Consider the following 21,345-nt stretch of genomic DNA (forward strand, 5'->3'; position numbering starts at 1 on the left):
AGTGGCTCAGGAGGATTCCTGGGTGGCGGCGAAACGTTCGCGATAGGCCTGGGGCGTCACGCCCAGGGCCCGCAACACGCTGCGGCGCAGAGTCTCCTCACTGCCAAAACCGCACTGCACGGCAATGCGCTTGATCGACAAGCCAGTGTCGGCCAGCAAGCGGCGGGCGGTTTCCACCCGGATCAGCTCGATCGCCCGGGCCGGGGTCTGGCCGGTGTCGGTGCGGTAGTGGCGCACGAAACTGCGCTCGCTCATGGCCGCTTGCTCGGCCAGCACCGGCACCGTCAGTTCCCGGTTGAGGTTCTCGGCGATCCAGGCGTGCAGCCCATCGAAACGCCCGCCACCGTTCTGCAGCGCCAGGGTCACGCTGAACTGCGCCTGCCCGCCCGGGCGCTTGAGGAACACCACCAGTTGCCGGGCCACTTCCAGGGCTGCCTCGCGCCCCAGGTCAGCCTCCACCAGGGCCAGCGCCAGGTCGATGCCGGCAGTGACCCCGGCCGACGTCCAGACCGGGCCGTCGTTGATGAAGATCGGGTTGGCCTCGACCCGCAATTGCGGATAGGCCTCGGCCAGTTGCTCGCAGCGAGTCCAGTGGGTCACCACCCGTCGGCCATCCAGCCAGCCGCTGGCCGCCAGCAGGAAAGCCCCGGTACAGACCGAGGCCACCCGCCGTGCCGCCCCCGCCCGGCTCGCGATCCAGGCCACCAGTTGCGGGTCACGGGCAGCCGCGTAGACCCCGCCGCCACCGGCCACGATCAAGGTATCGCAAGCCTGCTCCAGGCCCGGCAGGGGGTCGGCCAACAACGCCAGGCCCGACGAACTGAGGGTCGCCCCGCCGGGGCTTGCCACCACCCGGGGGTTATAGGGCAACGGCAGCCCCCGCTCGCGGGCCCGGTCATTGGCTGAGGCGAACACCTGCAAGGGCCCGGTGACATCCAGCAACTGGGCGTTGGCAAAAGCCAGGACAAAGACGTTTTTCGCGGTGCTGGGCATGATTGGCGTAAATCGAGGGCAGGTTGGCGTATGCGCCAAATCCTAGAAGGCTAGAGTCAGCTCGTCCACCCCATCGATACAAGGAGCTCGCAATGGCCGTGCAGATCGGTTTTCTGTTGTTCCCAGGCGTCCAGCAACTGGACCTGACTGGCCCCTATGACGTGCTGGCGGCGCTGCCGGATACGCAAGTGCATTTGCTGTGGAAGGAGCCAGGGCCGATCAGCTCCAGTGCCGGGATGCTGCTGCAAGCCACCACTGGCTTCGCCGCTTGCCCGCCGCTGGATGTGCTCTGCGTACCGGGCGGGGCCGGCGTCGGGGCCTTGATGGAAGACCCACAGGTGCTGGATTTTCTCCGCCAGCAGGCCGCCCAAGTGCGTTACCTGACCTCGGTCTGCACCGGTTCCCTGGTGCTCGGTGCCGCCGGCCTGCTACAGGGCAAGCGGGCCACCACCCACTGGGCCTACCACGAGTTGTTGGCGCTGCTGGGGGCCATTCCCGTCCATGAACGAGTGGTGCGCGATGGCAACCTGTTCACCGGCGGCGGCATCACCGCGGGCATCGACTTCGCCCTGACCCTGGCCGCCGAGTTGTTCGACCCACAGACTGCGCAGCGGGTGCAGCTGGATCTGGAATATGCCCCGGCCCCGCCCTTCGACGCTGGCAGCCCGGACACCGCCCCCGCCCCCCTGGTGCAACAAGCCCGCCAGGCCACCACGGCCTCCCTGAACAAGCGCCGGGAAATCACCCTGCGCGCCGCCGCCAGGTTGCAGGCCGGCTGATCCGGCACCCTCAGGCGCGGCGTACCGGGCCGTGGCGGTCGCTGGCCAGCAAGGAGTCAATGCCGCCATCGCCATAGACCCGCTCGACCCTGGAGATCACCACCTGGTAACCGGCGTACCAACGCCGGTACTGGCGCTTGGCGGCAAGGTGCCGGGGGTCGCGGGCGAAAGCCTGGATCGATGCCTCGTCCTCCCAGTAGTAGCTGGCGTTGACCAGGCCCTGGCCAGCGTTGGTCCAGGACTGGGCACCGACGAAACCCGGCAGGCTGGCGGCAACTTCGTCGATGATCGCGCTCAAACGCTGGAACTCTTCGTCGGCCTGGCCGGGCTTGTAGATAAAGGCGGCGATGTACATGCTCGGACTCCATTGGGGAAAAATCAGCTCGGCTGGGTCATCAGCGCCAGGCGCAAGGCCAGGGCCAGCAACACCGCCGCCAGTAGCCAGGACTGCAACCTGGCAACACCTGCCGTACGAGCGGCCAGGCCACGGCCCAGCGCGGCACCAAAGACTCCCAGGCAGGTATGAAAGACGCCGCTGACCAGGGTCAGGACCAAGCCCAGGACCACCAATTGCCAGGCGATGCTGCCCTGTCCGGGGCTGACGAACTGCGGCAAGAAGACCATGAAGAACAACAGCGCCTTGGGGTTGAGCAGGCTGTTGCCCATGGCCCGGACGAACACCGTGGCCAGCGGCACCCGGGGCGTGTCGGCAAGGTTCAAGCCAGCCCTGCTGCCCAGGGCCTTCCAGGCCAGCCACAAAAGGTAGGCGACCCCGGCATAACGAATCAGGTCCAGGGCCGGCGGCCAACTGGCCACCAGCGTGGTGACGCCGGTGGCGGTGAGCAGGGTCAGGCAGATATCCGCGACCCCGATCCCCAGCCCCGAAGCGACCCCTCCCCGCCAGCCATAGGCCATGCCCTGGCTGAGGACGAAGGCCATGTTCGGCCCCGGTGACAACAGCAACAACAGTACGGCACCGATGAAGATCGATAGGCTCGTCCAGTCCGGCATGCTTGTGCGCTCCTGCGGGAAAGCCGGTAGATTAGGAGCCCTTCCTGATACAAACAAAAAACTGTTCTAGATACACCGGGAGTCCAGCAATGCGCCGCACTCGCTACAAGGCCATCGTCGATGATTTCGCCCTGCGCATTCGTGCCGGGCAGTTGCCGCCCGGCACCCAGTTGCCCACGGTCCGGGCGCTGATGGCCAGGGAGCGGGTAGCCCTGGCCACCGCCTTGCGGGTCTACCAGGAGCTGGAAGCCATTGGTCTGGTGGTGGGCGAGGCCGGGCGCGGGACCTTCGTACGCGATAGCAGCCTGTGCCGGGGGATGGGCCTGGAGCAGCAACCGGCCAAGGACTGCGAGGTGGACCTGTCCTTCAACTACCCGGCCCTGCCCGGCCAGGAACAGAACCTGCGTGAGGGCCTGCGGGCCATCGCCGCCTCCGGCGACCTGGATGCCCTGCTGCATTCCGCTCCCCAGGGCGGGCGCCTGCATGAACGCCAGACCGCGGCCCGGCACCTGCGCAATCGCGAGATCCGCGTCGGTGCCGAGCAGGTGCTGATCGTCAATGGCGCCCAGCAAGGGCTGGCGGTCAGCCTGCTGGCGCTGCTGCGGCCCGGGGATGTCCTGGCGGTGGACGCCCTGACGTACCCGGGCCTCAAGAGCCTGGCCCTGGTCCACCGCCTGGACCTGGAACCCCTGCCGCAGATCGATGGCCTGACCGACCTCGACGCCTTGGAAGAGCTGTGTCGCCGGCGGCCGGTGCGCGCGCTGTACTGCATGCCCACCCTGCACAACCCCCTGGGCACGGTGATGCCTCTGGCCCAGCGCCAGCGCCTGGTGCAACTGGCCCGCGAGCATGACTTCTGGCTGATCGAGGACGGTGCCTATGCCTTTCTCGCTGAACCGGCGCCGCCACCACTGCAGACCCTGGCGCCGGAGCGCACCTTGTACATCTCGGGTTTGTCCAAGAGCGTCGCCTCGGGGCTGCGCATCGGTTTCATCGTCGCGCCCCCGGCGTTGATCCCGGCCCTGGAACGGGCGATTCGAGTGTCCAGCTGGAGCACCCCGACCCTGACCGTGACCTTAGGTTGCCTGTGGATAGAATCGGGGCTGGTGGACAACCTGGAAGAGCAGAAGCGCCACGACGCCCGCCAACGCCAGCACCTGGCAGCACGGGTGCTGCAGGGTTGCGATTACCTGGCCAACCCTTCGTCCTACTTTCTCTGGTTGAAGCTGGGGGACGGTCGTCGGGCCGACAGCGTGGTGGCGGCCCTGGCCCGGCAGAAGGTAACCGTGACCTCGGCAGATCCCTTCGCCACCACAACCCACACACCCCAGGCGCTGCGCCTGGCCCTGGGTTCGATCAGCCTGCCGCTGCTGGAGCAGGCGCTGCACAAGGTGCACAGCGAAGTCACCCGGTGACCGACCGGAGCCTCGCCGTTGCGGGCTCCGGCCCGATGAAAACCCAGGCGAAAAAAAACCCGCCGAAGCGGGTTTCTTTCAAGACCATCATGACATCCTGTCTGCAGCATCCGTGCTAATGGTCGATCTTCCGTGATCCTGAAGCGCGTCCTGCGCTGCAGTTGTGGGAAGAGATATTAAACATGTACCTGGGTAGGCAGAAGGCGCATTGAAATACAGCGCGTGTAGGAAATTGGCTATAGCGCACCTACGCAATCCCCTAGATCAGCCCGCCAGGGCCTGAACCGCCAAAGCCGCGACCTTGAGCTGGTGCCGGGCCCCCGCTTGATGATCGTCCTGGAGAAACCAGGCGGCGGACAAGCCGCTGAAGGCCAGCACCCACTGCACCAGCCGCCGGGGTTCCAGATTGGCCGCGCAGGCGATCACCCGTACCTGGCGCTCGAAACGCAGGGGATCGGTGGCACTGGGCAGGTCCGGGTTGCAGATCAGGTTGGCAAAGTCGAACGTGCGCTCGCCGTACACGCGCTTGGGGTCGATTACCAGCCAGCCACGCTCGCCGAAATCCAATACGTTGTCGTGATGTACATCGCCATGCAGGACCACTTCATCCCGAGGTGTTGCGAGCAGGTGCTCGGCCATGGCCAGGCTCTGGACGAACAGGCCGCCCTGTTGTCGTGCCGCCTCATGCAGGTCCTTGAACCAGTGGTCCAGCGCCAGCAAGGGTGGCCGGGGGTCAGGCCGTGGCGCATGCAGGCGCGCCAGGGTGGCGCAGACGATCTGGCTGACCGCGTCGTGGTCACCGGCCAGGGCCATGCGCATCAGCGAACCCGGCCCCATGGCCCGCTCCATCAGCAGCGCAACGTCTTGCTGGGCATGTACCCGCGCCGCGCCCTCACCGCCCCACCAGGCCATCAGCCGGTTACCGGCCTGTTCGTCTTCATCCAGGGCGATCTTCAGCATTGCCGGTGCGCCCGTCTCCAGGCGCACCGGCAACAGGCGACTGCCGGGGGTCACGATGGGTTCGCCATCGGCCAACAGGCGCCAGCGTTCAATGTAGGTTGCAAACACAACAGCAGCTCCGAGCGGTCAGCGACAAGCTGCAAGTTTCAAACGGCCCGGGCACCAGCGCAAGGTTGGTGGCCCGGCAATCATTGCTGGCGCAGGTAGTTCTCGATGTTGCCCATCTGCTCGTCCCAACCGCGGCTGTTCATGCGAAAGGCCTTGAGCCGGCGCTCGGCGGGAATGGCGTCGAACCCCGATTCGCTGACCCGCAGCAAGGTGCCTTCGGCGTGTTCGTCCAGCTCGAAGCGCACCAGGGTGGTGGGCTCGCTCGAGTAGTCGTGGCCCGGCTCCACGGCATAAGGGTGCCAACGGAAGGAGAACAGCTCCTCGGGCAACATCTGCTCCACCTGCACCTCCAGCACCAGGTGCTCGTAACCGGGGTAAGTGATGGCGCCACGGGTCCGCTGGCCCGGAGCGAAATGCTCGCCAGCGAGTGTCACGCCGAACCAGCGGCCGAAGCTCTCGGCCTCGCTCAGCGCGGCCCAGACCTGCGCCGCACTGGCCTGGAGCAGGATCTTGCGTTCGATACGATCTGAAGAATTCATAAGCCACCTCCAGTGATGAACACTAGACCGCCCTGGGTCGAGCGCAACCGTCAGTTGCTTGCGGACCGGCCCGGCGGCCATGGATAAAAATGCTAATGTCACCCACCCAACGCTTTTGCAAAGGACCTGCTATGCCCCTCGCCCTCCTCGACCGCTATCGCGGCAGCCTGCTGGGCCTGGCCTGCGGCGATGCCGTCGGTACCAGCGTCGAATTCAAGCCTCGTGGAAGCTTCCCACCCGTTACTGACCTGCAAGGTGGCGGACCGTTCAACCTCAAGCCCGGCCAGTGGACCGACGATACCTCGATGGCCCTGTGCCTGGGGGAAAGCCTGCTACGCAAGAACGGGTTCGATGCCGCCGACCAGATGGGCCGCTACCTGAACTGGTGGCAGTGGGGTTATCTGAGCGCCACCGGCGAATGCTTCGACATCGGCATGACCGTGCGCCAGGCCCTGGCCGACTATCAGGAACATGGCCAGCCCTTCGCCGGTTCCAGCGATCCCTATACCGCCGGCAACGGTTCGCTGATGCGCCTGGCCCCCGTGGTGCTGTTTTTCTACCCTGACCTGGCCCGGGTCCGGCAGTTCGCTGGCGACAGCTCGCGCACCACCCATGGCGCCGCCGAAGCCATCGAATGCTGCCAGCTGTTTGCCAGCCTGATCGCCAGGGCCCTGGCCGGCGCCTCCAAGCAGGAGCTGCAGGTGGTGGAGGACATGCGGTTCGAGCAAGCCAAGGTGGCGACCCTGGCGCGCGGTAGCTACCTGAGCAAGGGCCGCGAAGAGATTCGCGGCAACGGTTACTGCGTGGACTCCCTGGAAGCGGCGCTGTGGTGCTTCCAGCACAGCGACAACTACGCCGATGCGGTGCTGGCCGCGGCCAATCTGGGGGACGATGCCGACACCACCGCCGCCATCGTCGGCCAACTGGCCGGAGCCTTCTACGGCATCCAGGGCATACCCGGGCCCTGGCTGGCCAAGCTGCACATGGGCCAGGAGATCCAGGCCATGGCCGACGACCTGCTGGCCGCGGCCCAACGCCAAGCGCCCGCCCGGCCGTTGCACGGCAGTTGCCTGTGCAAGGCCGTGCAATATCAGGTCGAGCGCCTGGACATGCCCATCGGCCACTGCCATTGCCAGACCTGCCGCAAGGCCCACGCCGCTGCCTTTGCCTCCACAGCCGGGGTGATGCGCGAACACTTCCGCTGGCTGCGGGGCCAGGAACACCTGAGCAGCTACCAATCGTCCCCGGGCAAGCTGCGGCACTTCTGCTCGGTCTGCGGTTCCCACCTTCTAGCTGAACGTGCAGGACAACCCCATGTGATCCTGCGGGTAGCGACCCTGGACGATGATCCTGGGCAGATGCCGCAGATGCATATCTGGACCTCCCACGATGTGCCCTGGCTGGCCCATGCAGGCCTGGACAGCTGGCCCGAATGGCAACCCGGCCGCGACTAGACGGCGATTCTTCCCACTGACCGATTGCGAGACCCTCCATGCGCCCAACCCTGATCCTGGCCCTTGCGCCCCTGCTGCTGGCGCCATTGGCCCACGCCGACGAATGCAGCGATGCTCCCGACCAAGCCGCCCTGAACCAGTGCGCCAGCGTCCAGTACAAGGCTGCGGACAAGGAGCTGAACAGCCTGTACCAACAGATCAGCCAGGGCCTGAAGAACCAGGCGCACAGCAAGCAGCGGCTGGTCAGCGCTCAGCGCGCCTGGGTGGCATTTCGCGATGCCGAATGCGGCTACGCTACCTCGGGCGTGGAAGGTGGCAGCCTCTACCCATTGGCCTATAGCCAATGCATGACGGCACTGACCAAGGCCCGGGTGGAGAACTTCAAGAACTACCTGAAGTGTGAGGAAGGTGATGTGAGCTGCCCGGTGCTGGGGCGGTAGCAGACGCCTGTCTCCAGCCTCGTTGGACTGTTGCCCCGCGCGCCATGTCGTGAAAAACGTCTGGGCCTTGTACGGCGCGGTGGGCTGTACCGGTGGTTTTCTTTGCAATTGGATCTTGCATTTATCTGTCGCCACCGCAGAATCACCCCGCTTTGCCTGGCCGCTTGCGCAGGCAGTGCAATTCCCCCCTATTGCAAAGGAACCTTCGTTCATGGATAGAAGCGCCAGCGCCCGTCTCGGCTCGCTGATCCTCTCGTTGTCTGCTCTGGCCCTGACCGGATGCAAGGAAGAATCCAGTCCCAAGACCGTGGCCGCCGCGCCTGCCCCGGCACCCGCCGCCATGGTGATTCCCGTGTGCGCCAACGGCGAATGCGCAGTGCTGGACCAGAACGGCTCGGTGCTGGTCGGTGCCGACAACGACTATGAGGCTGTCGTCACCCTGCCCCTGGACAAGAGTTTCCTGTTCGCCAAGGACGGGACCTGGAACCTGGCCAGTGCCGACGGCAAGCAGATCCTGCTGGCCAATTTCACCGATGACCTGCGTCTGTTGACCCCTGGCTACTTCGGCTTCGGCAAGGACGGCAAAGTGGGCGTCATCGACCAGAGCGGCAAGGAAGTCCAGCCGCCGCGTTTCGATGACCTGTACGTCGGAGGCCAGAACGACTTCATCGTCTATGAATTGAACGAGAAACGCGGCCTGCTGGACGCCAAGGGCCAGGAACTGACCCAGGCGCTGTATGACAGCAGCGTGGTGCGCGACGACTTCGCCAAGCGCGGCTGGTGGATGACCGCCGAACGCGGCGAGGAAAAGTGGGCGTTCAACCTCAAGACCCACGAGCAAAAGAAAGTCGCGTTCGACAACATCGACAGCGCCGCCAACGGGTACCTGGTGGTCAGCAACGACCAGGGCAAGTTCCTGGCCGATGCCCAGGCCCAGCTGGTTGGCGGTACCCAGTACTACTGGCTGGGCGTGCCGGGCGAAAGCCGGGTGGCCTTCAGGGAAAAATACGACAGCCCCTGTGGCTACCTGGACTTGCAAGGCAAGACGGTGATCCAGGCTCAGTTCAGCACTTGCGAAGTGTTCGGCAAGCAAGGAGCGCTGGTCACGGCCAAGGGCGCCGATGGCGAAAGCGGCAAGATCGGCATGATCGACCCGCAGGGCCAGTGGAAAGTGCAGCCGGTATACGACTCGGCGGAACCGGCAGGCTTCAGTCCCTACGGCCTGTTCCCCCAGGTGGCCGGCCTGAACCAGATCGGTACCCTGCAAAGCGCGTTCACCGCGACCTACGGCATCTTCGATGTGGACAAGGGTGTCGAACTGTTCAAGCCGACCTACACCAATATCGGTGCAATTACCCCCGACCTGTTCGCCTTCAGCACGCCTGACAGCCCGACCAAGCCGGTCACCCTGTTCGGTGAGGCGACCAAGACCGCCACCGTCGGCCTGATGGACGCCACGGGCAAGGTACTGATGGAGCCAGGCCAATACGTGGACATCCACCTGGACAGCACCGGTCACTACCTGCTGGCCAGCGAAGACACCTCGCCGCTGGCCACCGTAGCGCTGCTGGACATGAAGGGCCAACGCCTGATTCCCGGCAAGTGGCAGGAGCTGGTCATCGATGAAGCCCGTGGCGCGATCTTCGGTTATGCCGTGGAAGGCCTCGGCGACGACCAGACCCGCACCATCAAGGCGCTGTACCGCATGGACGGCACCCCGAGCTTCCAGGTGACCCAGGTCGAATGCGGTGCCGAACAAGTGCTCGATGGCCAGGGCAAGGTGCTGTGGCCAACCAACCCACAAGAGCACTGCCCACAGCCCGACGAAGACGGCCCGGCCGAGGGTTGACCCTTAGTTGAGCGGCCACGGCTGCGATCAAGCCTGCTAGGATGCGGGCTTGATCGATTCAGCCAACCGGCCCGGATGGGGCCCGACAGGAACTGTCTCCCATGCTCAACGCTTTGCTCTTCGACCTTGACGGCACCCTGGCCGACACCGATGCCCTGCACCTGTTGGCCCTGCAGCAACTGTTGCAGGAGGAAGAAGGCCGGGACTTCGGCCACGAGGAATTCATGGCCCATGTCAGCGGCCAGGCCAACGCCAACATGTGCCGCTACCTGTTCCCCGGACGCAGCGTGAACGAGCACGAGGCCTTTGCCGAGCGCAAGGAACAGCGCTTTCGCCAACTGTCAGCACAACTGGAACCGATGCCCGGACTGTTGCGCCTGTTGGATTTCGCCGAGCAGCACGGCATTGCTACCTGCGTGGTGACCAACGCTCCACGGGCCAACGCCGAGCACATGCTCAAGGCCCTGGGCCTTGAACAACGCCTGCATCAAGTGCTGGTGGCCGAAGAACTACCCCGGGCCAAGCCCGATCCCCTGCCCTACCTTCGCGGCCTGGAATGCCTGCGTGCCAGCGCCAGTGCAGCCCTGGCCTTCGAAGACTCGGTCCCGGGGCTGACAGCCGCGGTCGGGGCCGGTATCCCCACCTTCGGCCTGGCCACCAGCCACCCCCCCCGGACCTTGCTGGAGGCGGGTGCCCACCGGGTTATCCGCGACTTCGACGACCCGCAACTGTGGTCGGAGATCCATCATCGGCTCGGTCTGCCTGCCTAGGGACCTGCCCGGAATCTGCCAGAGCCTGCGCCAGCCACCACCGCAGGCTCTAATGACCCACCCTCTGCCAACCTCGCACCTCGCACCTCGCACCTCAGCAGCCTGTCCGGTTACGCCGGGTGGGCACCCGCAACGCAGGCGCTGAACTGCACGATTTGGCAGGCACGCCGTACAGGCGATGAACTGGCAGTGCAGGGCGGAAATAAAGGAAGTGGCGATTCAAGCGAGGAGTCGGGGGGAGAAAGGGTGCTCGCCCATTACTTCGGCAGTGGTATCTCAGCCGAAGCCCCCCTTTGGCTGGGCGAGCAGGGAGCCATGTTACGTGGGAGGCCACAACTGGCCACATCAGATAATTCCTAAAGATCTGTGGGATTCAGGAAAAAACCAATGCGCGTTTTCTTAAACGCGACCTTTTTTTCACAGCTCTTTCACCTCACCAGCCTTAGATTGAGAGCCACTCCTTAACGAATCCCATTTGGCCCGCTCATCGCGGGCTTTTTTTTGCCTGGCGTTCTGCTGCCAATACGCTTGTTAGCGGCCTACGTTGAAATCGCGGATTATCGGCAGCAACTGAGACTACGGCAGCAAGTGCTCTTTCATTGTCTCGAAATGGACATTGCACTTTATGATGGACACCCTTTGTCCTGCCTGGAGGCGATGCATCCATGTCCGACCTGCTTGTAGTTTCGTCCATCGACAGCCTGGCGGTACCGGTCACCAGCATTGCCGTGGATTATCCCAACGGCCATGTGATCCCCTCCCACAGCCATCCCCGCTCGCAACTGGCCTATGCCATCGAAGGCGTGTTGGTGATCGATACCCAATCCGGACGCTGGGTGGTGCCGCCCAGCCGCGGAGTCTGGCTGCAGGCCGGGGTCGAGCACCGGGTGCGCATGCGCGGGGCTGTGCGCATGCGCAGCCTGTTCGTCAACGTCGACGCCATCAGCGACCTACCCGAGAACGACTGCGTGATCGAGGTCTCGCCGTTGCTGCGCGAATTGATCCTGGCCGCCTCCCAGGTCGATGAGCACTACCAGGCCGATAGCCGCGATGGCCGGCTGATGCGCCTGATACTCGATGAAATGCGCTCGCTGCCAGTGTTGCCATTCAGCCTGCCCTGGCCCCAGGAACCGCGCATGCTCCAGGTCTGCCAGGCCCTGGCCGAAGATCCGGCGGACAACCGCACCGCCGAGCAATGGAGCGACCGCCTGGCCATGAGCGCCAAGACCTTCCACCGCCAGTTCCAGCGCCACACCGGCATCACCTTCGGCCGCTGGCGCCAGCAGGCGCGGTTGTTGATGTCCCTGGAGTGCCTGGCCCAGGGCATGCCCGTGGTGCAGGTGGCCCTGCAACACGGCTACGACAGCCAGAGTGCCTTCGCCGCCGCCTTCAAGCACCAGTTCGGCACTCCGCCATCGGAGTTCTACCGTTGAGCATTCAGGCCCGGCGCAGGAGCAATCCGGCCAGTACGCACAGCAACATCGCGGCCCCAGCCAGCAGGAAGGCATCGCTGTAGGCCATGAGCAGGGCATCGCGATGCAACACCCGGTTCATCAATTCCAGGGCCTGTCGGCGCAAGGGCGCGGCCGCCGCCGAATGCAGCGCGCTGGCGTAGTCCAGCGGCACCTGGGCGAGCATCCGCACCCACTCCACCAGACGCTCCTGGGTGGCCTGGGCGAACAGGCTCACCGACTCGCCAATGCGCTGACCATGGAATTTCTCACGCTCCACCACCACCTGGCTGGACAGGGCGATACCAATGGCGCCACCGACGTTGCGCACCATGGAGAACAGCCCCGAGGCCGAACCCACCTGGTCTTTTTCCAACCCCTGGATGGCCATCACCCCCAGCGCCACCACCACCAGCGACTGACCGATGCCACGGATCACCAGCGACGGCACGATGACGTTGACCGAGGCATCGGGGTTCAGGTGCATGTTCATCAGGCAACCGATGCCGGTAATGGCAAAGCCGGCGATGATGATCGTTCGCGCGCTGGTCCAGCGCATCAGGTGCGGCGTAGCGAAGGACATGGCGAACTGCACCAGGCCGTAGGGAATCATCATCAGGCCGATCTGCCGGGCGTTGTAGCCGTGGATCTCGGCGAAGTAGTTGGGCACCAGGAACACCACGCCGAATACCACCGCACCGAAGGTGAATTGCATCAGGCTGGCGATGCCGAAGTTGTAGCGAGCCAGCAGCCGCAGGTTGATCAGTGGCTGCGGGCGACGCAGTTCGATGACCGTGAAGGCCAGCAGGCCGACGCAGGCCAACACCGCGCAGTTGACGATGAACGACGAGGCCAGCCAATCATGGCGCCCGCCCTCCTCCAGCATGATCTGCAAGGCCGCCAGGCCCACCGCCATGCTGGCGATGCCGCCCCAGTCTCCCTGGCGCAACTTCTCCAGGACCATGGGCTGCGGGCGCACCGACCAGCCGATGGCTGCCAGCAGCAGCAACCCCGGTGGCACTTGCAGGTAGAAGATCCAGCGCCAGGAGTAAGCATCCGTGAGCCAGCCGCCCAGGGATGGGCCCGCCGCCTGGGCGACGTTGTTGGCCACTGCGAACAGCGCCATGCCCAGGGGATGGCGGGCCGCCGGCAGCTCGGTGACGATCAGTTGGAACGACAGCGGAATCAGTACGCCGCCAAAGGCTCCCTGCAGCACCCGCGCCAGGATCAGGCTGTGGATGTTCGGCGCCAGGGAACAGGCGATGGAGAACAGTACGAAGCCGGCGGTACCGACCATCAGCACCCGGCGCATGGAGAACACCGACACCAGCCAGCCGGTCATGGGGATGATGATGATCTCGGCCACCAGGTAGGCAGTGGTGATCCATGAGCCCTCCTCGAACGTAGCGCCCAGGGAGCCGCGCACATCCGGCAGCGAGGCGTTGGTCACGTGCACGTTCATTCCGGCCATGAAGCAGCCAACCACGCTGCCCAACACCGCCACCCAGGTACGCAGGCTGATCGCCGGCACTGCCTCGGCCGCTGGCTCGGCCAAGCGCTCGGCACTAGTCATGGCGGGTATCCACGGTCACCACCACCGACATGCCTGGGCGCAACTCGGCCTGGCGCGGCTGCCCGGGGTCCAGGTGGATGCGCACCGGCATGCGTTGCACGATCTTGGTGAAGTTGCCGGTGGCGTTGTCCGGTGGCAGCAGGGCGAACTGCGCGCCAGAGGCCGGGGCGAAGCTCTCCACCCGACCGCTGAGCCGTTGGCCACCCAGGGCGTCGACCTCGACCTGGGCGACTTGCCCGGGGCGCATGCCGTCGACCTGGGTCTCCTTGTAGTTGGCCACTACGTAGGCCTCCTGGGGCACGACCGCCAGCAGCGGCGCCCCCACTTCCACATACTGCCCTGCGCGCAGACTGCGTTGCCCGGCGACCCCATCCACGGGGCTGCGCAGCTCGGTACGGGCCAGGTCGATACGGGCCAGGCGCAACTGGGCCTCGCTGCGGGCCACGCCGGCTTCGAGCTTGTCCAGCTGGGCCCGGGCACTCTGCTGCTCGGTATCGAGCACCGCCACTTGCTGGCGGCGCGCGGCCAGGCTGGCCCGGGCAGCGACCAACGCAGCGTCGGCCTGGCGCGCCAGGGCATCGGCGCTTTCCAATTGCTGCACACTGCTGACCTGCTGGCTGGCCAGGTGCCGTTGCCGGCGCCCTTCCTGGCCAGCGCGCAACGACTCGGCCTGGGCCGCGCTCACTTGTGCCTGGGCCTCGCCGATCAGGCTCTGCTGTTGCTGCTGGCGCGCCCCCAGGTTGGCCAACCGGGCTTGCCCCGTGCGCAATTCGGCACGGGCTTCGCGCAGCACGGCCTCGGCCTGCTCCACCCGTGCCGAGTAATCGCTGTCGTCGATCCGGGCCAGCAGGTCGCCGGCCTTGAGTAGCTGGTTGTCACGCACCTCGACGCTGGCCAGGTAGCCGGCCACCCTGGGCGCGATGGTGACGATATCGGCACGCAGGTAAGCATTGTCGGTCACCACCAGGAAACGACCGTTGAACCACCAGTACAGGCTCCAGGCCAGGATCAGCAGCAGGCCCAGGACCAGCCCGGTGTACAGCAACAGGCGGCGTCGGGTCAGGCCATGGACAGGGGAAGCGGAAGTAGAAGCGGTATCGGTCATTGCAGGGACTCGCCAGTGGCTTGAGAGGAGGAGGAGCGAAAGGACGATGCGTGGCTGTCACGGTCCACGGTGGGCAGGATCACCGGCGGGGCATTGCGCCAGCCGCCACCGAAAGCCTTGAATACCAGGACCTGGGCGTCGATCAGTTGGCCGTCGGCCCGCGCCGCCGCGGATCGGGAAGCCACATCGGTGCGCTGGGCATCGAGGTAGTCCAGGGCACTGGACGCTCCGGCGGCGCGGGCCAGGCCGGCCAGGCGCAGGGCCTCGTGGTTGCGTTCGGCCGCCAGCTGCAGGTCCTGCTGGCGCTGCCCGGCGGCCTGGTAGTCGCTCAGGGCCTGGCGCTGCTCCTTGAGCGCCACCAGGATGCTGCGGTCGAATTCCGCCAGCGCTGCGCTTTCACGGGCATCGGCCTGGGCGATCCGGGCACGTACTGCGCTGATATTGGGAAAGCTCCAGGACAGCAACGGTCCCAGGCGCCAGACCGAGGCGTCGCGCTCGTCGAAACCGTCAGGATGATGGGCCGAACTGGCGATCCCGGCACCCAGGCTGATACGCGGATAGAGCTCGGCCCGGGCTACGCCGATACGCGCCGTGGCCGCCGCCAGCCGACGTTCGGCCTGGCTCACGTCCGGCCGCCGACGCAACATGGCCAAGGCATCATCGCCCGGCAGGCTGGCAATCAGCGCCGGAGGCTGGCGACAGGCTTGCGCCCGGGCCGGCACATCACCCGGCAGGCGTCCCAACAGTACCGCCAGTTCGGCCAGGGCCCGCTGGCGCCCGGCTTCCAGTGACGGCACGGCGGCGCGCACCTGGCCCACCAGCCCCTCGGCCCGGGCCACGTCCAGGGGCAGCGCGGCGCCGGAACGATGCAGCTCGGCAGTCAGGTCACGACCCTGCTCCACCAGTGCCAGGGACTGGCGCGCCACATCCAGGCGCTGGCCGTAGCTGCAGGCTTGCAGCCAGGCGCGGGTGGTCTCGGCGGCCACCACCACCCGCAGGCCGTCCTCGGCAGCCCTTGCGGCGTCGGCATCGGCCCGGGCCGCTTGCTCCAGGCCATGCAAGCGACCGAACAGGTCCATCTCCCACTGCACATCCAGGCCGATGCCGTAGCGAGTACCGGTGCGGATACGTCGGTTGTCGCCCAGGGCCGCTTCCAGTTGGTCGTCCGCCGTGCTGCCATAACCGGCGTTGGCCGACAACTGGGTCTGCGGCTGGTCCAGGGTATCGGCTTCACGCAACAGGGCCCTGGCTTGCAACAGGTTGGCCGCCGCCGCCCGCAAGTCGCGGTTGTGGCTAAGTGCCTCCTCGACGGCGGCATTCAATGCCGGGTCCTGGTACAGGCGCCACCATTGGTCGCTCCCAGGCTCGCGCGCCGGGGATGGATCAGCAGGCAGGCTCAAGGTGGTACTGGGGGCTCGCTGTGGCCCGACGCTACAGGCGCCCAGGAAGATGCACAGGGCCAGCGCGGGCCCCCGGTAAATAGGCATGGAAGATACTCGATGAGACGATGGGCCTACTTTAGGAAGGCATCTGACGACCGTCTAACGAGAATCTCCTTTCTGTTATCGCAAAATGGTCATTATCCTTCGAGCACCCCGCTGCCCGTCTCAGCACGCTTTCACCATCGGCAATGCCAGGCTGTCGCCTGGCTGAACAACATTGCGCCAGACCAACCGGGCGTCGGCACCGTAGTTACAATTTGATACTTCCCCCCTCCCTACTTCCTGATCGATCGCCATGACCGAAGAATTCGAAGTGCCCAGCCCCCACGAAAAGCACCTGGAACACGTAAGCGAACATGCCCATGCCCGCAGCGATGGTTTCGCCAGCAAGATTGCGGTGATGACGGCGATCATGGCCACCATTGGCGCCCTGTTGAGCTACCAGGCCGGCTCCAGCGAGAGTCTGGCGGCGATGGACAAGAACAATGCAGCGATGAAGAAGACCGAGGCGGCCAACCAGTGGAACTACTACCAGGCCAAGTCCAGTCGGCAGAACCTGGCGGAGCTGGCGACTCATATTCCCGGAGTGGATGCCAAGCACTATGGCATCGAGGCCCAGCGCTACCAGAAGGAAAAGGAAGCGGTGCGCCTCAAGGCCGAAGCCCTGGAAGCCCAGGCCCAGGATTGGGATGAACAGTCCGAAGCCGCCTTGCACCAGCACCATCGCTGGGCCCAGGCGATGATGGCGATCCAGATCGCGATCTCGATGGCAGCCATCACCCTGCTGACCCGCAAGCAATGGCTGGCGCGCCTGGCCTATGGCACGGCCGGGGCCAGCGTGCTGCTGGGTTCGTTGGCCTGGTTGCATATCTAGCGGCGCGCCTGGAAATCCTCGAGGGCTGCCTGCGTTTGCCAATCCGCCCCCCAACCAACCCCGCCACGGGCCGGCGCAGGACCGGGCCGCTCCTGGCAATGGGCCAGCTCGCCCGGCGAACGGCTGCTACGCTCAGCGCGAGCCGGATCGTACCTGCCCGTGCTCCTGGCTCATGAACCTTTCCCCCTCAAACCACCAAGAACCTTGAGGAACGCATCATGGGATCAAATGGAAATGATCACGACTACATCCAGTGCGGATGCCACAACCCGGTCTGGGAAGCGCTGAAGCACAGCCTCGACCCGGCCCGCTACATGGCCGGGCTGCCCCGCGAAGCCCATGGCCCGCTGCAGGAGCCGGACGGCGCATCCATCGTCTTCACCAATGGCACCATCTATCCGCTGCGCGAGGGCAATATGGACGACCGGGTCGAGGCCCTGGGCATCCATGCCGGCGATGTGGTGGCCGTCGGCACCCTGGCCGAGGTCAAGGCGCGCATGCAGGACTTGAAGCTCACCTACACCACCCAGGACCTGGGCGGCAGGACACTGCTCCCCGGCCTGGTGGAACCCCACGCCCATATCGTGCAGAGCTGTGCCATGGATGGCTGGTTGAACCTGGGCGCCATCGTCAATGACGTGGATACCGACCCCGACAGCAAAACCTTCAACCACGACGAGCGGCAGAACCAGCGACTGCGTCCCGTCTATGACTGGAACTGGCTGAAGACCACCATCCAGGCCCAGCTCCCCAAGGACAACTCGACCTGGATCCTCGGGCACATGGTCGACCCGGCGCTGATGCCGTTCAAGGTGGTGCCCGGGGGCCAGAACCAGCTCATCACCCTGGGCTGCGGCTTCGACGAAGAAGTCGGCAACCTGGACAGCATCGACAAGCTGCACCCGATGCTGCTGGTCAGCGCCTCGATGCACACCGCCTACCTGAACAGCGCCGCCAGCGAACTGGTCACCAAGGCCGGGATCACGGTCACTAACGGCACGGTGCAGGAAGAGGATGTGCTCAAGGCGATCCTGGTCATTCCCCTCAAGCAGCAACTGGAGATGCTCAACATCTTCAAGCGCCTGGACCACTACTTCGCCACCGCCGCGCGGCGCGGTATCACCCTGTTGTACGACGCCATGATGGACCCCATCTCCAAGCTGCTGCTGGATGCCTATTTCCTCAACCATCCGCGGACCCTGCGCATCGGCTACGCCGCGGCCTGCAACGGCACGGCCAAGAGCATCGGCCAGCTACCGGCCTATCAGCCGGCCACCCGCGAACAGGCCAAGCGCATGTACCAGGGCTCGGTGAAACTGGTCTCGGACGGCTCCAACCAGGGGCTGACCGGTTACCAGACCGCCGATTACTGCTGCAATGCCGGTACCCGCCCCAAGGGCAACTTCAACTTCTGCGATGAGGGCGAGCAAGATCCGCAAGACCTCCCCGCCGCCTACCAGGACCTGGTCCAGGCCGTCGCCGCCAAGGGCTGGCCGCTGATGATCCACGCCAATGGCGACCGGGCCATCGACTTCACCCTGCAGGCCTACCAGAAAGCCTTCGAGCAGGGTGTGGGCCTGAACAAGCGCCACCGCATCGAACACTGCTCGCTGCTCAGCGAAGATCGCCTCAAGACCATGGTCAAGCTGGGGCTGTCGCCCAGTTTCCTGGTGGGGCATGTCGGCTACTGGGGCTACGCCTTCCAGCAGGCAATCTTCGAGAATCGCGCCGACACCATGCTCGACCTGTGCCAGATGGCCCTGGGCAAGGACCTGCGGATCTCCCTGCACAGCGATTGCACGGTCACGCCGCTGGGCCCGCTGCGCTCGATGGAGCAGGCGGTAACGCGCAAGATGGAAGGCCTGCGCCTCCCAGGACAGACGCCTTATGTGCGGGACCCGCAACAGTTACCGGTGCTCAACCCCGAAGAGTGCCTGACGCGTAAACAAGCGCTGAAAGCCATCACCTACGATGCCGCCTGGCAGTGCAATGCCGAAGCCTGGACCGGCTCCCTGGCTGAGCGCAACTTCGCCGACTTCGTGATCCTCGAGCAGGACCCGCTGGACGAAAACGTCCCAGCCACCAGCCTCCGCGACATCAAGGTGCATGAGACCTGGAAAGGCGGCCAGCGGGTGTACTCCAGCAGCGCCAGCTGACACCTCGGCAAGCCCTCTCCCGCAGCACCGGCGATGGTGTTGCGGGACACTCGGGCCGTTGCAGATGCCAACACTCAGGGAAAGGTAAAGGCTCGCGCCAGAGGGCGAGTGCCGTCCAGCCGCTCCCCTGGCAAACACACAGCCAGCGTCTGATCCGGTCAGCAGGCCCAGGCAGCGGCGTCGGCGAAGAAGGCCCGGGCGTTGTCTTCCAGGCTTTCCAGGTGATAACCACCCTCCTGGACGATCAGGCATGGCAGGCCCAGGCCGCGGATACGCTGGCCCAGGCTGGCGAAGCCGGCACGGGTTACCGCCACCTTGCTTTGCGGGTCCAGCTCGAAGATGTCGAAGCCCAGGGACAGCACCAGCACCTGGGCATCGAACGCCCGTACCGCGGCCAGGGCCTGCTCCAGCCGCGCGAGGAAATCCTCTTCGCTGGCACCGTGGGCCATGGGCAGGTTGAGGTTGTAGCCCTGGCCCGCGCCGCTGCCACGTTCCTCGGCAAAACCGGCGACGCCCGGGTAGAAGTTGGTGGGGTCGCCGTGCACCGAGACATACAGCACGTCGCTGCGCTCGTAGAAGATTTCCTGGATGCCCTGGCCGTGGTGCATGTCGGTGTCGAGCACCGCGACCCGGCTGTATCGCTCCCGCAGCACCTGGGCGGCGATGGCCGCGTTGTTCAGGTAGCAGAAGCCACCGGCGGCCTCGGCCCGCGCATGGTGCCCCGGCGGGCGGCACAGGGCGTAGGCCGCCGGTTCGCCATCGAGCAGCGCCCTGGCCCCGGCGATGGCGCTCTGGGCCGACCAGTAGGCCGAGCGCCAGGTCCACTCGCCCACCGGGCAACTGCCGTCGGCCAGGTAGCGCGCGGCCTGGGCCAGGACACCACGCAGGGCATTGGGCTCACGCACGAAGATGTTGGACATGACCTCCTCGCCCCAGTCCTCGGGGATGTCCTTCCAGCGCCGATGGGCCTGTTCGAGGAACTCCAGGTAGGCCGCACCATGCACCGCTAGCAGGGGTTGCAGGCCGGCATCCAGCGGTTGCTCCAGGGCGAAACCCAGGGTGTGTACCGCCTGCACCAGGCGCCGCGCCCGCTCGGGCACTTCCTGGGGCGTGCGCATCTGGCCCCGGGAGAAATAGCTCCGGGGATGGTGAAGCAATTGTTCGGGGTGGAAAAAACTGCGCATGCAAGGCTCCTCAGGCGACCCGGCCGGCACGGGCCAGCACGGCGTTAAGCAGGACATCGGCGCCCTGGCGCACGTCCTCGGGCAAGACATCTTCGGCTTCGTTGTGGCTCAGGCCGCCGACACAGGGAATGAACACCATGGCGGTCGGGCAGTAACGCGCCAGCAGGATCGCATCATGGCCGGCGCCGCTGACGATGGACTGCTGAGGGTAGCCCAGGCCGTCCACTGCCTCCTGCACCGCTGCCACGCAGTCGGCGTCGAACGGCGTGGCCGGGCTGACCCAGTGGCGGCTGATGCGCACCTTGAGCCCCCGTTGCCGGGCGATCTCCTCCAGGCGCTGCTGGACCTGTTGCTCCATGGCGGCGATCTGCTCGTCCTGGTGATGGCGCAGGTCGACGGTGAATTGCAGCAGGCCGGGAATGGTGTTGCGCGAGGATTTGGCGATGCTCAACTCACCCACGGTGGTCAGGCCCTCGGGAGCGAAATCGGCGGCCAGTCGCTCCACCGCCAGGATCATCTGCGCCGCGCCATACAGGGCGTCCTTGCGCAATGGCATCGGCGTGGTTCCGGCGTGGGCGGCCATGCCTTCGACCTGGATGTCGAGCCAGCGGATGGCCTGGCCACCGCTGACCACACCGATGCTCTTGGCGTTGTCTTCGAGGATCGGTCCCTGCTCGATATGCGCTTCGAAGTAGGCATCCACCGCCCCGCCCAAGGGCCGCTGGCCGGCATAACCGGTGTTCTGCAAAGCCTGGGCGACACTGATGCCCTCGGCGTCGCGCACCGCCAGCGCATCTTCCAAGGCCATGGCCCCGGTGAACACCGCCGAGCCGAACATCGCCGGGGTGAAGCGCGCGCCCTCTTCGTTGGTCCAGACCGCCAGCTCCAGCGGCTTGCAGGTGGCAATGCCCTGGTCGTTCAGGCTGCGCAGCACTTCCAGCCCCGCCAGCACCCCGTAGACCCCGTCGAAACGGCCGCCTTCGGGCTGGGTGTCCAGGTGGCTGCCGATCATCACCGGCGCAGCCTGCGGGTCGGTTCCGGGGCGCCTGGCGAACAGGTTGCCGATGGGATCGACGCTCAGGCTCAGCCCGGCTTCGCGGCACCAGTGGGCGAACAGTTCGCGACCGGCCTTGTCCTCTTCGCTCAAGGCCAGGCGGCAGCTACCGCCACGGGCGGTGGCGCCGATCTCGGCCATGGCCATCAGGCTCGCCCACAGGCGTTCGCCATTGATCTTCAACATCT

The 21,345-nt window shown here is 65.7% G+C and carries 19 protein-coding genes and 1 pseudogene; 10 read left to right on the plus strand and 10 right to left on the minus strand.

Annotation, left to right across the window (positions count from 1 at the left end; genetic code table 11):
- Positions 1-6: 6 nt before the first annotated feature.
- Positions 7-993: a GlxA family transcriptional regulator gene (locus C4K39_RS29820; protein ID WP_124348160.1), complete on the minus strand. Its 987-nt coding sequence runs from the start codon at positions 991-993 to the stop codon at positions 7-9.
- A 92-nt stretch (positions 994-1,085) separates the two neighbouring features.
- On the opposite strand from C4K39_RS29820, the gene inhA reads away from it, so the two are divergent.
- Positions 1,086-1,772 (plus strand): isonitrile hydratase, encoded by a 687-nt coding sequence (gene inhA / locus C4K39_RS29825; RefSeq protein ID WP_124348161.1) that lies wholly within the window; start codon positions 1,086-1,088, stop codon positions 1,770-1,772.
- Positions 1,773-1,782: 10 nt separating this feature from the next.
- Here inhA and C4K39_RS29830 read toward each other — a convergent pair whose 3' ends face one another.
- Both C4K39_RS29830 and C4K39_RS29835 read right to left on the minus strand, forming a co-directional pair.
- The gene (locus tag C4K39_RS29830; protein ID WP_124348162.1) at positions 1,783-2,127 is read right to left on the minus strand and encodes an antibiotic biosynthesis monooxygenase family protein; all 345 of its coding nucleotides are present in this window, start codon (positions 2,125-2,127) and stop codon (positions 1,783-1,785) included.
- 23 nt (positions 2,128-2,150) lie between these two features.
- Positions 2,151-2,783 carry a LysE family translocator gene (locus C4K39_RS29835; RefSeq protein ID WP_124348163.1) on the minus strand — a complete coding sequence of 211 codons (633 nt, stop codon included), beginning with the start codon at positions 2,781-2,783 and terminating at the stop codon, positions 2,151-2,153.
- 89 nt (positions 2,784-2,872) lie between these two features.
- On the opposite strand from C4K39_RS29835, the gene C4K39_RS29840 reads away from it, so the two are divergent.
- Positions 2,873-4,198: an aminotransferase-like domain-containing protein gene (locus C4K39_RS29840; RefSeq protein ID WP_124348164.1), complete on the plus strand. Its 1,326-nt coding sequence runs from the start codon at positions 2,873-2,875 to the stop codon at positions 4,196-4,198.
- 264 nt (positions 4,199-4,462) lie between these two features.
- On the opposite strand, the gene C4K39_RS29845 is transcribed toward C4K39_RS29840, so the two are convergent.
- Both C4K39_RS29845 and C4K39_RS29850 read right to left on the minus strand, forming a co-directional pair.
- On the minus strand, positions 4,463-5,266 hold the full coding sequence (locus C4K39_RS29845; RefSeq protein WP_083236061.1) for an aminoglycoside phosphotransferase family protein: 804 nt from the start codon (positions 5,264-5,266) through the stop codon (positions 4,463-4,465).
- An 80-nt stretch (positions 5,267-5,346) separates the two neighbouring features.
- Complete coding sequence (locus C4K39_RS29850; protein ID WP_068582651.1) at positions 5,347-5,805, minus strand: SRPBCC family protein; 459 nt, start codon at positions 5,803-5,805, stop codon at positions 5,347-5,349.
- Between the two features lie 131 nt (positions 5,806-5,936).
- On the opposite strand from C4K39_RS29850, the pseudogene C4K39_RS29855 reads away from it, so the two are divergent.
- The 6 genes and pseudogenes from C4K39_RS29855 to C4K39_RS29875 form a co-directional block, all read left to right on the plus strand.
- Positions 5,937-6,833, plus strand: a pseudogene (locus C4K39_RS29855) (ADP-ribosylglycohydrolase family protein); the annotation flags it as partial.
- On the plus strand, positions 6,810-7,259 hold the full coding sequence (locus C4K39_RS31920) for a GFA family protein (RefSeq protein ID WP_346780112.1): 450 nt from the start codon (positions 6,810-6,812) through the stop codon (positions 7,257-7,259). The pseudogene C4K39_RS29855 and the gene C4K39_RS31920, both read left to right, overlap by 24 nt.
- 38 nt (positions 7,260-7,297) lie before the next feature.
- The gene (locus C4K39_RS29860; protein WP_068582674.1) at positions 7,298-7,699 is read left to right on the plus strand and encodes a lysozyme inhibitor LprI family protein; all 402 of its coding nucleotides are present in this window, start codon (positions 7,298-7,300) and stop codon (positions 7,697-7,699) included.
- Between the two features lie 211 nt (positions 7,700-7,910).
- Positions 7,911-9,548, plus strand: coding sequence for a WG repeat-containing protein (locus tag C4K39_RS29865; protein WP_068582676.1), 1,638 nt, complete (start codon positions 7,911-7,913; stop codon positions 9,546-9,548).
- Positions 9,549-9,649: 101 nt separating this feature from the next.
- Complete coding sequence (locus C4K39_RS29870) at positions 9,650-10,318, plus strand: HAD family hydrolase (RefSeq protein ID WP_124348166.1); 669 nt, start codon at positions 9,650-9,652, stop codon at positions 10,316-10,318.
- 665 nt (positions 10,319-10,983) lie between these two features.
- Positions 10,984-11,751 carry an AraC family transcriptional regulator gene (locus C4K39_RS29875; RefSeq protein WP_124348167.1) on the plus strand — a complete coding sequence of 256 codons (768 nt, stop codon included), beginning with the start codon at positions 10,984-10,986 and terminating at the stop codon, positions 11,749-11,751.
- A 4-nt stretch (positions 11,752-11,755) separates the two neighbouring features.
- Here C4K39_RS29875 and C4K39_RS29880 read toward each other — a convergent pair whose 3' ends face one another.
- The 3 genes from C4K39_RS29880 to C4K39_RS29890 are packed head-to-tail and all read right to left on the minus strand — an operon-like array spanning position 11,756 to position 15,934.
- Entirely contained in the window at positions 11,756-13,342 is a 1,587-nt protein-coding gene (locus C4K39_RS29880; RefSeq protein ID WP_068582688.1) for a DHA2 family efflux MFS transporter permease subunit, read from the minus strand.
- Positions 13,335-14,447 carry an HlyD family secretion protein gene (locus tag C4K39_RS29885; protein ID WP_124348168.1) on the minus strand — a complete coding sequence of 371 codons (1,113 nt, stop codon included), beginning with the start codon at positions 14,445-14,447 and terminating at the stop codon, positions 13,335-13,337. The genes C4K39_RS29880 and C4K39_RS29885 overlap by 8 nt, the downstream gene beginning before the upstream one ends.
- Positions 14,444-15,934: an efflux transporter outer membrane subunit gene (locus C4K39_RS29890; RefSeq protein WP_124348169.1), complete on the minus strand. Its 1,491-nt coding sequence runs from the start codon at positions 15,932-15,934 to the stop codon at positions 14,444-14,446. The genes C4K39_RS29885 and C4K39_RS29890 overlap by 4 nt, the downstream gene beginning before the upstream one ends.
- A 250-nt stretch (positions 15,935-16,184) precedes the next feature.
- On the opposite strand from C4K39_RS29890, the gene C4K39_RS29895 reads away from it, so the two are divergent.
- Together C4K39_RS29895 and C4K39_RS29900 are read left to right on the plus strand one after the other, a co-directional pair.
- Entirely contained in the window at positions 16,185-16,763 is a 579-nt protein-coding gene (locus C4K39_RS29895) for a DUF4337 domain-containing protein (protein ID WP_068582697.1), read from the plus strand.
- A gap of 218 nt (positions 16,764-16,981) precedes the next feature.
- Positions 16,982-18,919 (plus strand): amidohydrolase, encoded by a 1,938-nt coding sequence (locus C4K39_RS29900; protein ID WP_124348170.1) that lies wholly within the window; start codon positions 16,982-16,984, stop codon positions 18,917-18,919.
- 158 nt (positions 18,920-19,077) lie between these two features.
- Here the strand turns inward: C4K39_RS29900 and C4K39_RS29905 are convergent, their stop codons facing one another.
- Entirely contained in the window at positions 19,078-20,103 is a 1,026-nt protein-coding gene (locus C4K39_RS29905; RefSeq protein WP_124348171.1) for a histone deacetylase family protein, read from the minus strand.
- A gap of 10 nt (positions 20,104-20,113) precedes the next feature.
- Positions 20,114-21,343, minus strand: coding sequence for a Zn-dependent hydrolase (locus C4K39_RS29910; RefSeq protein WP_124348172.1), 1,230 nt, complete (start codon positions 21,341-21,343; stop codon positions 20,114-20,116).
- Between the last annotated feature and the right edge of the window lie 2 nt (positions 21,344-21,345).

The sequence above is a fragment of the Pseudomonas sessilinigenes genome (assembly GCF_003850565.1).
GTDB lineage: Bacteria > Pseudomonadota > Gammaproteobacteria > Pseudomonadales > Pseudomonadaceae > Aquipseudomonas > Aquipseudomonas sessilinigenes.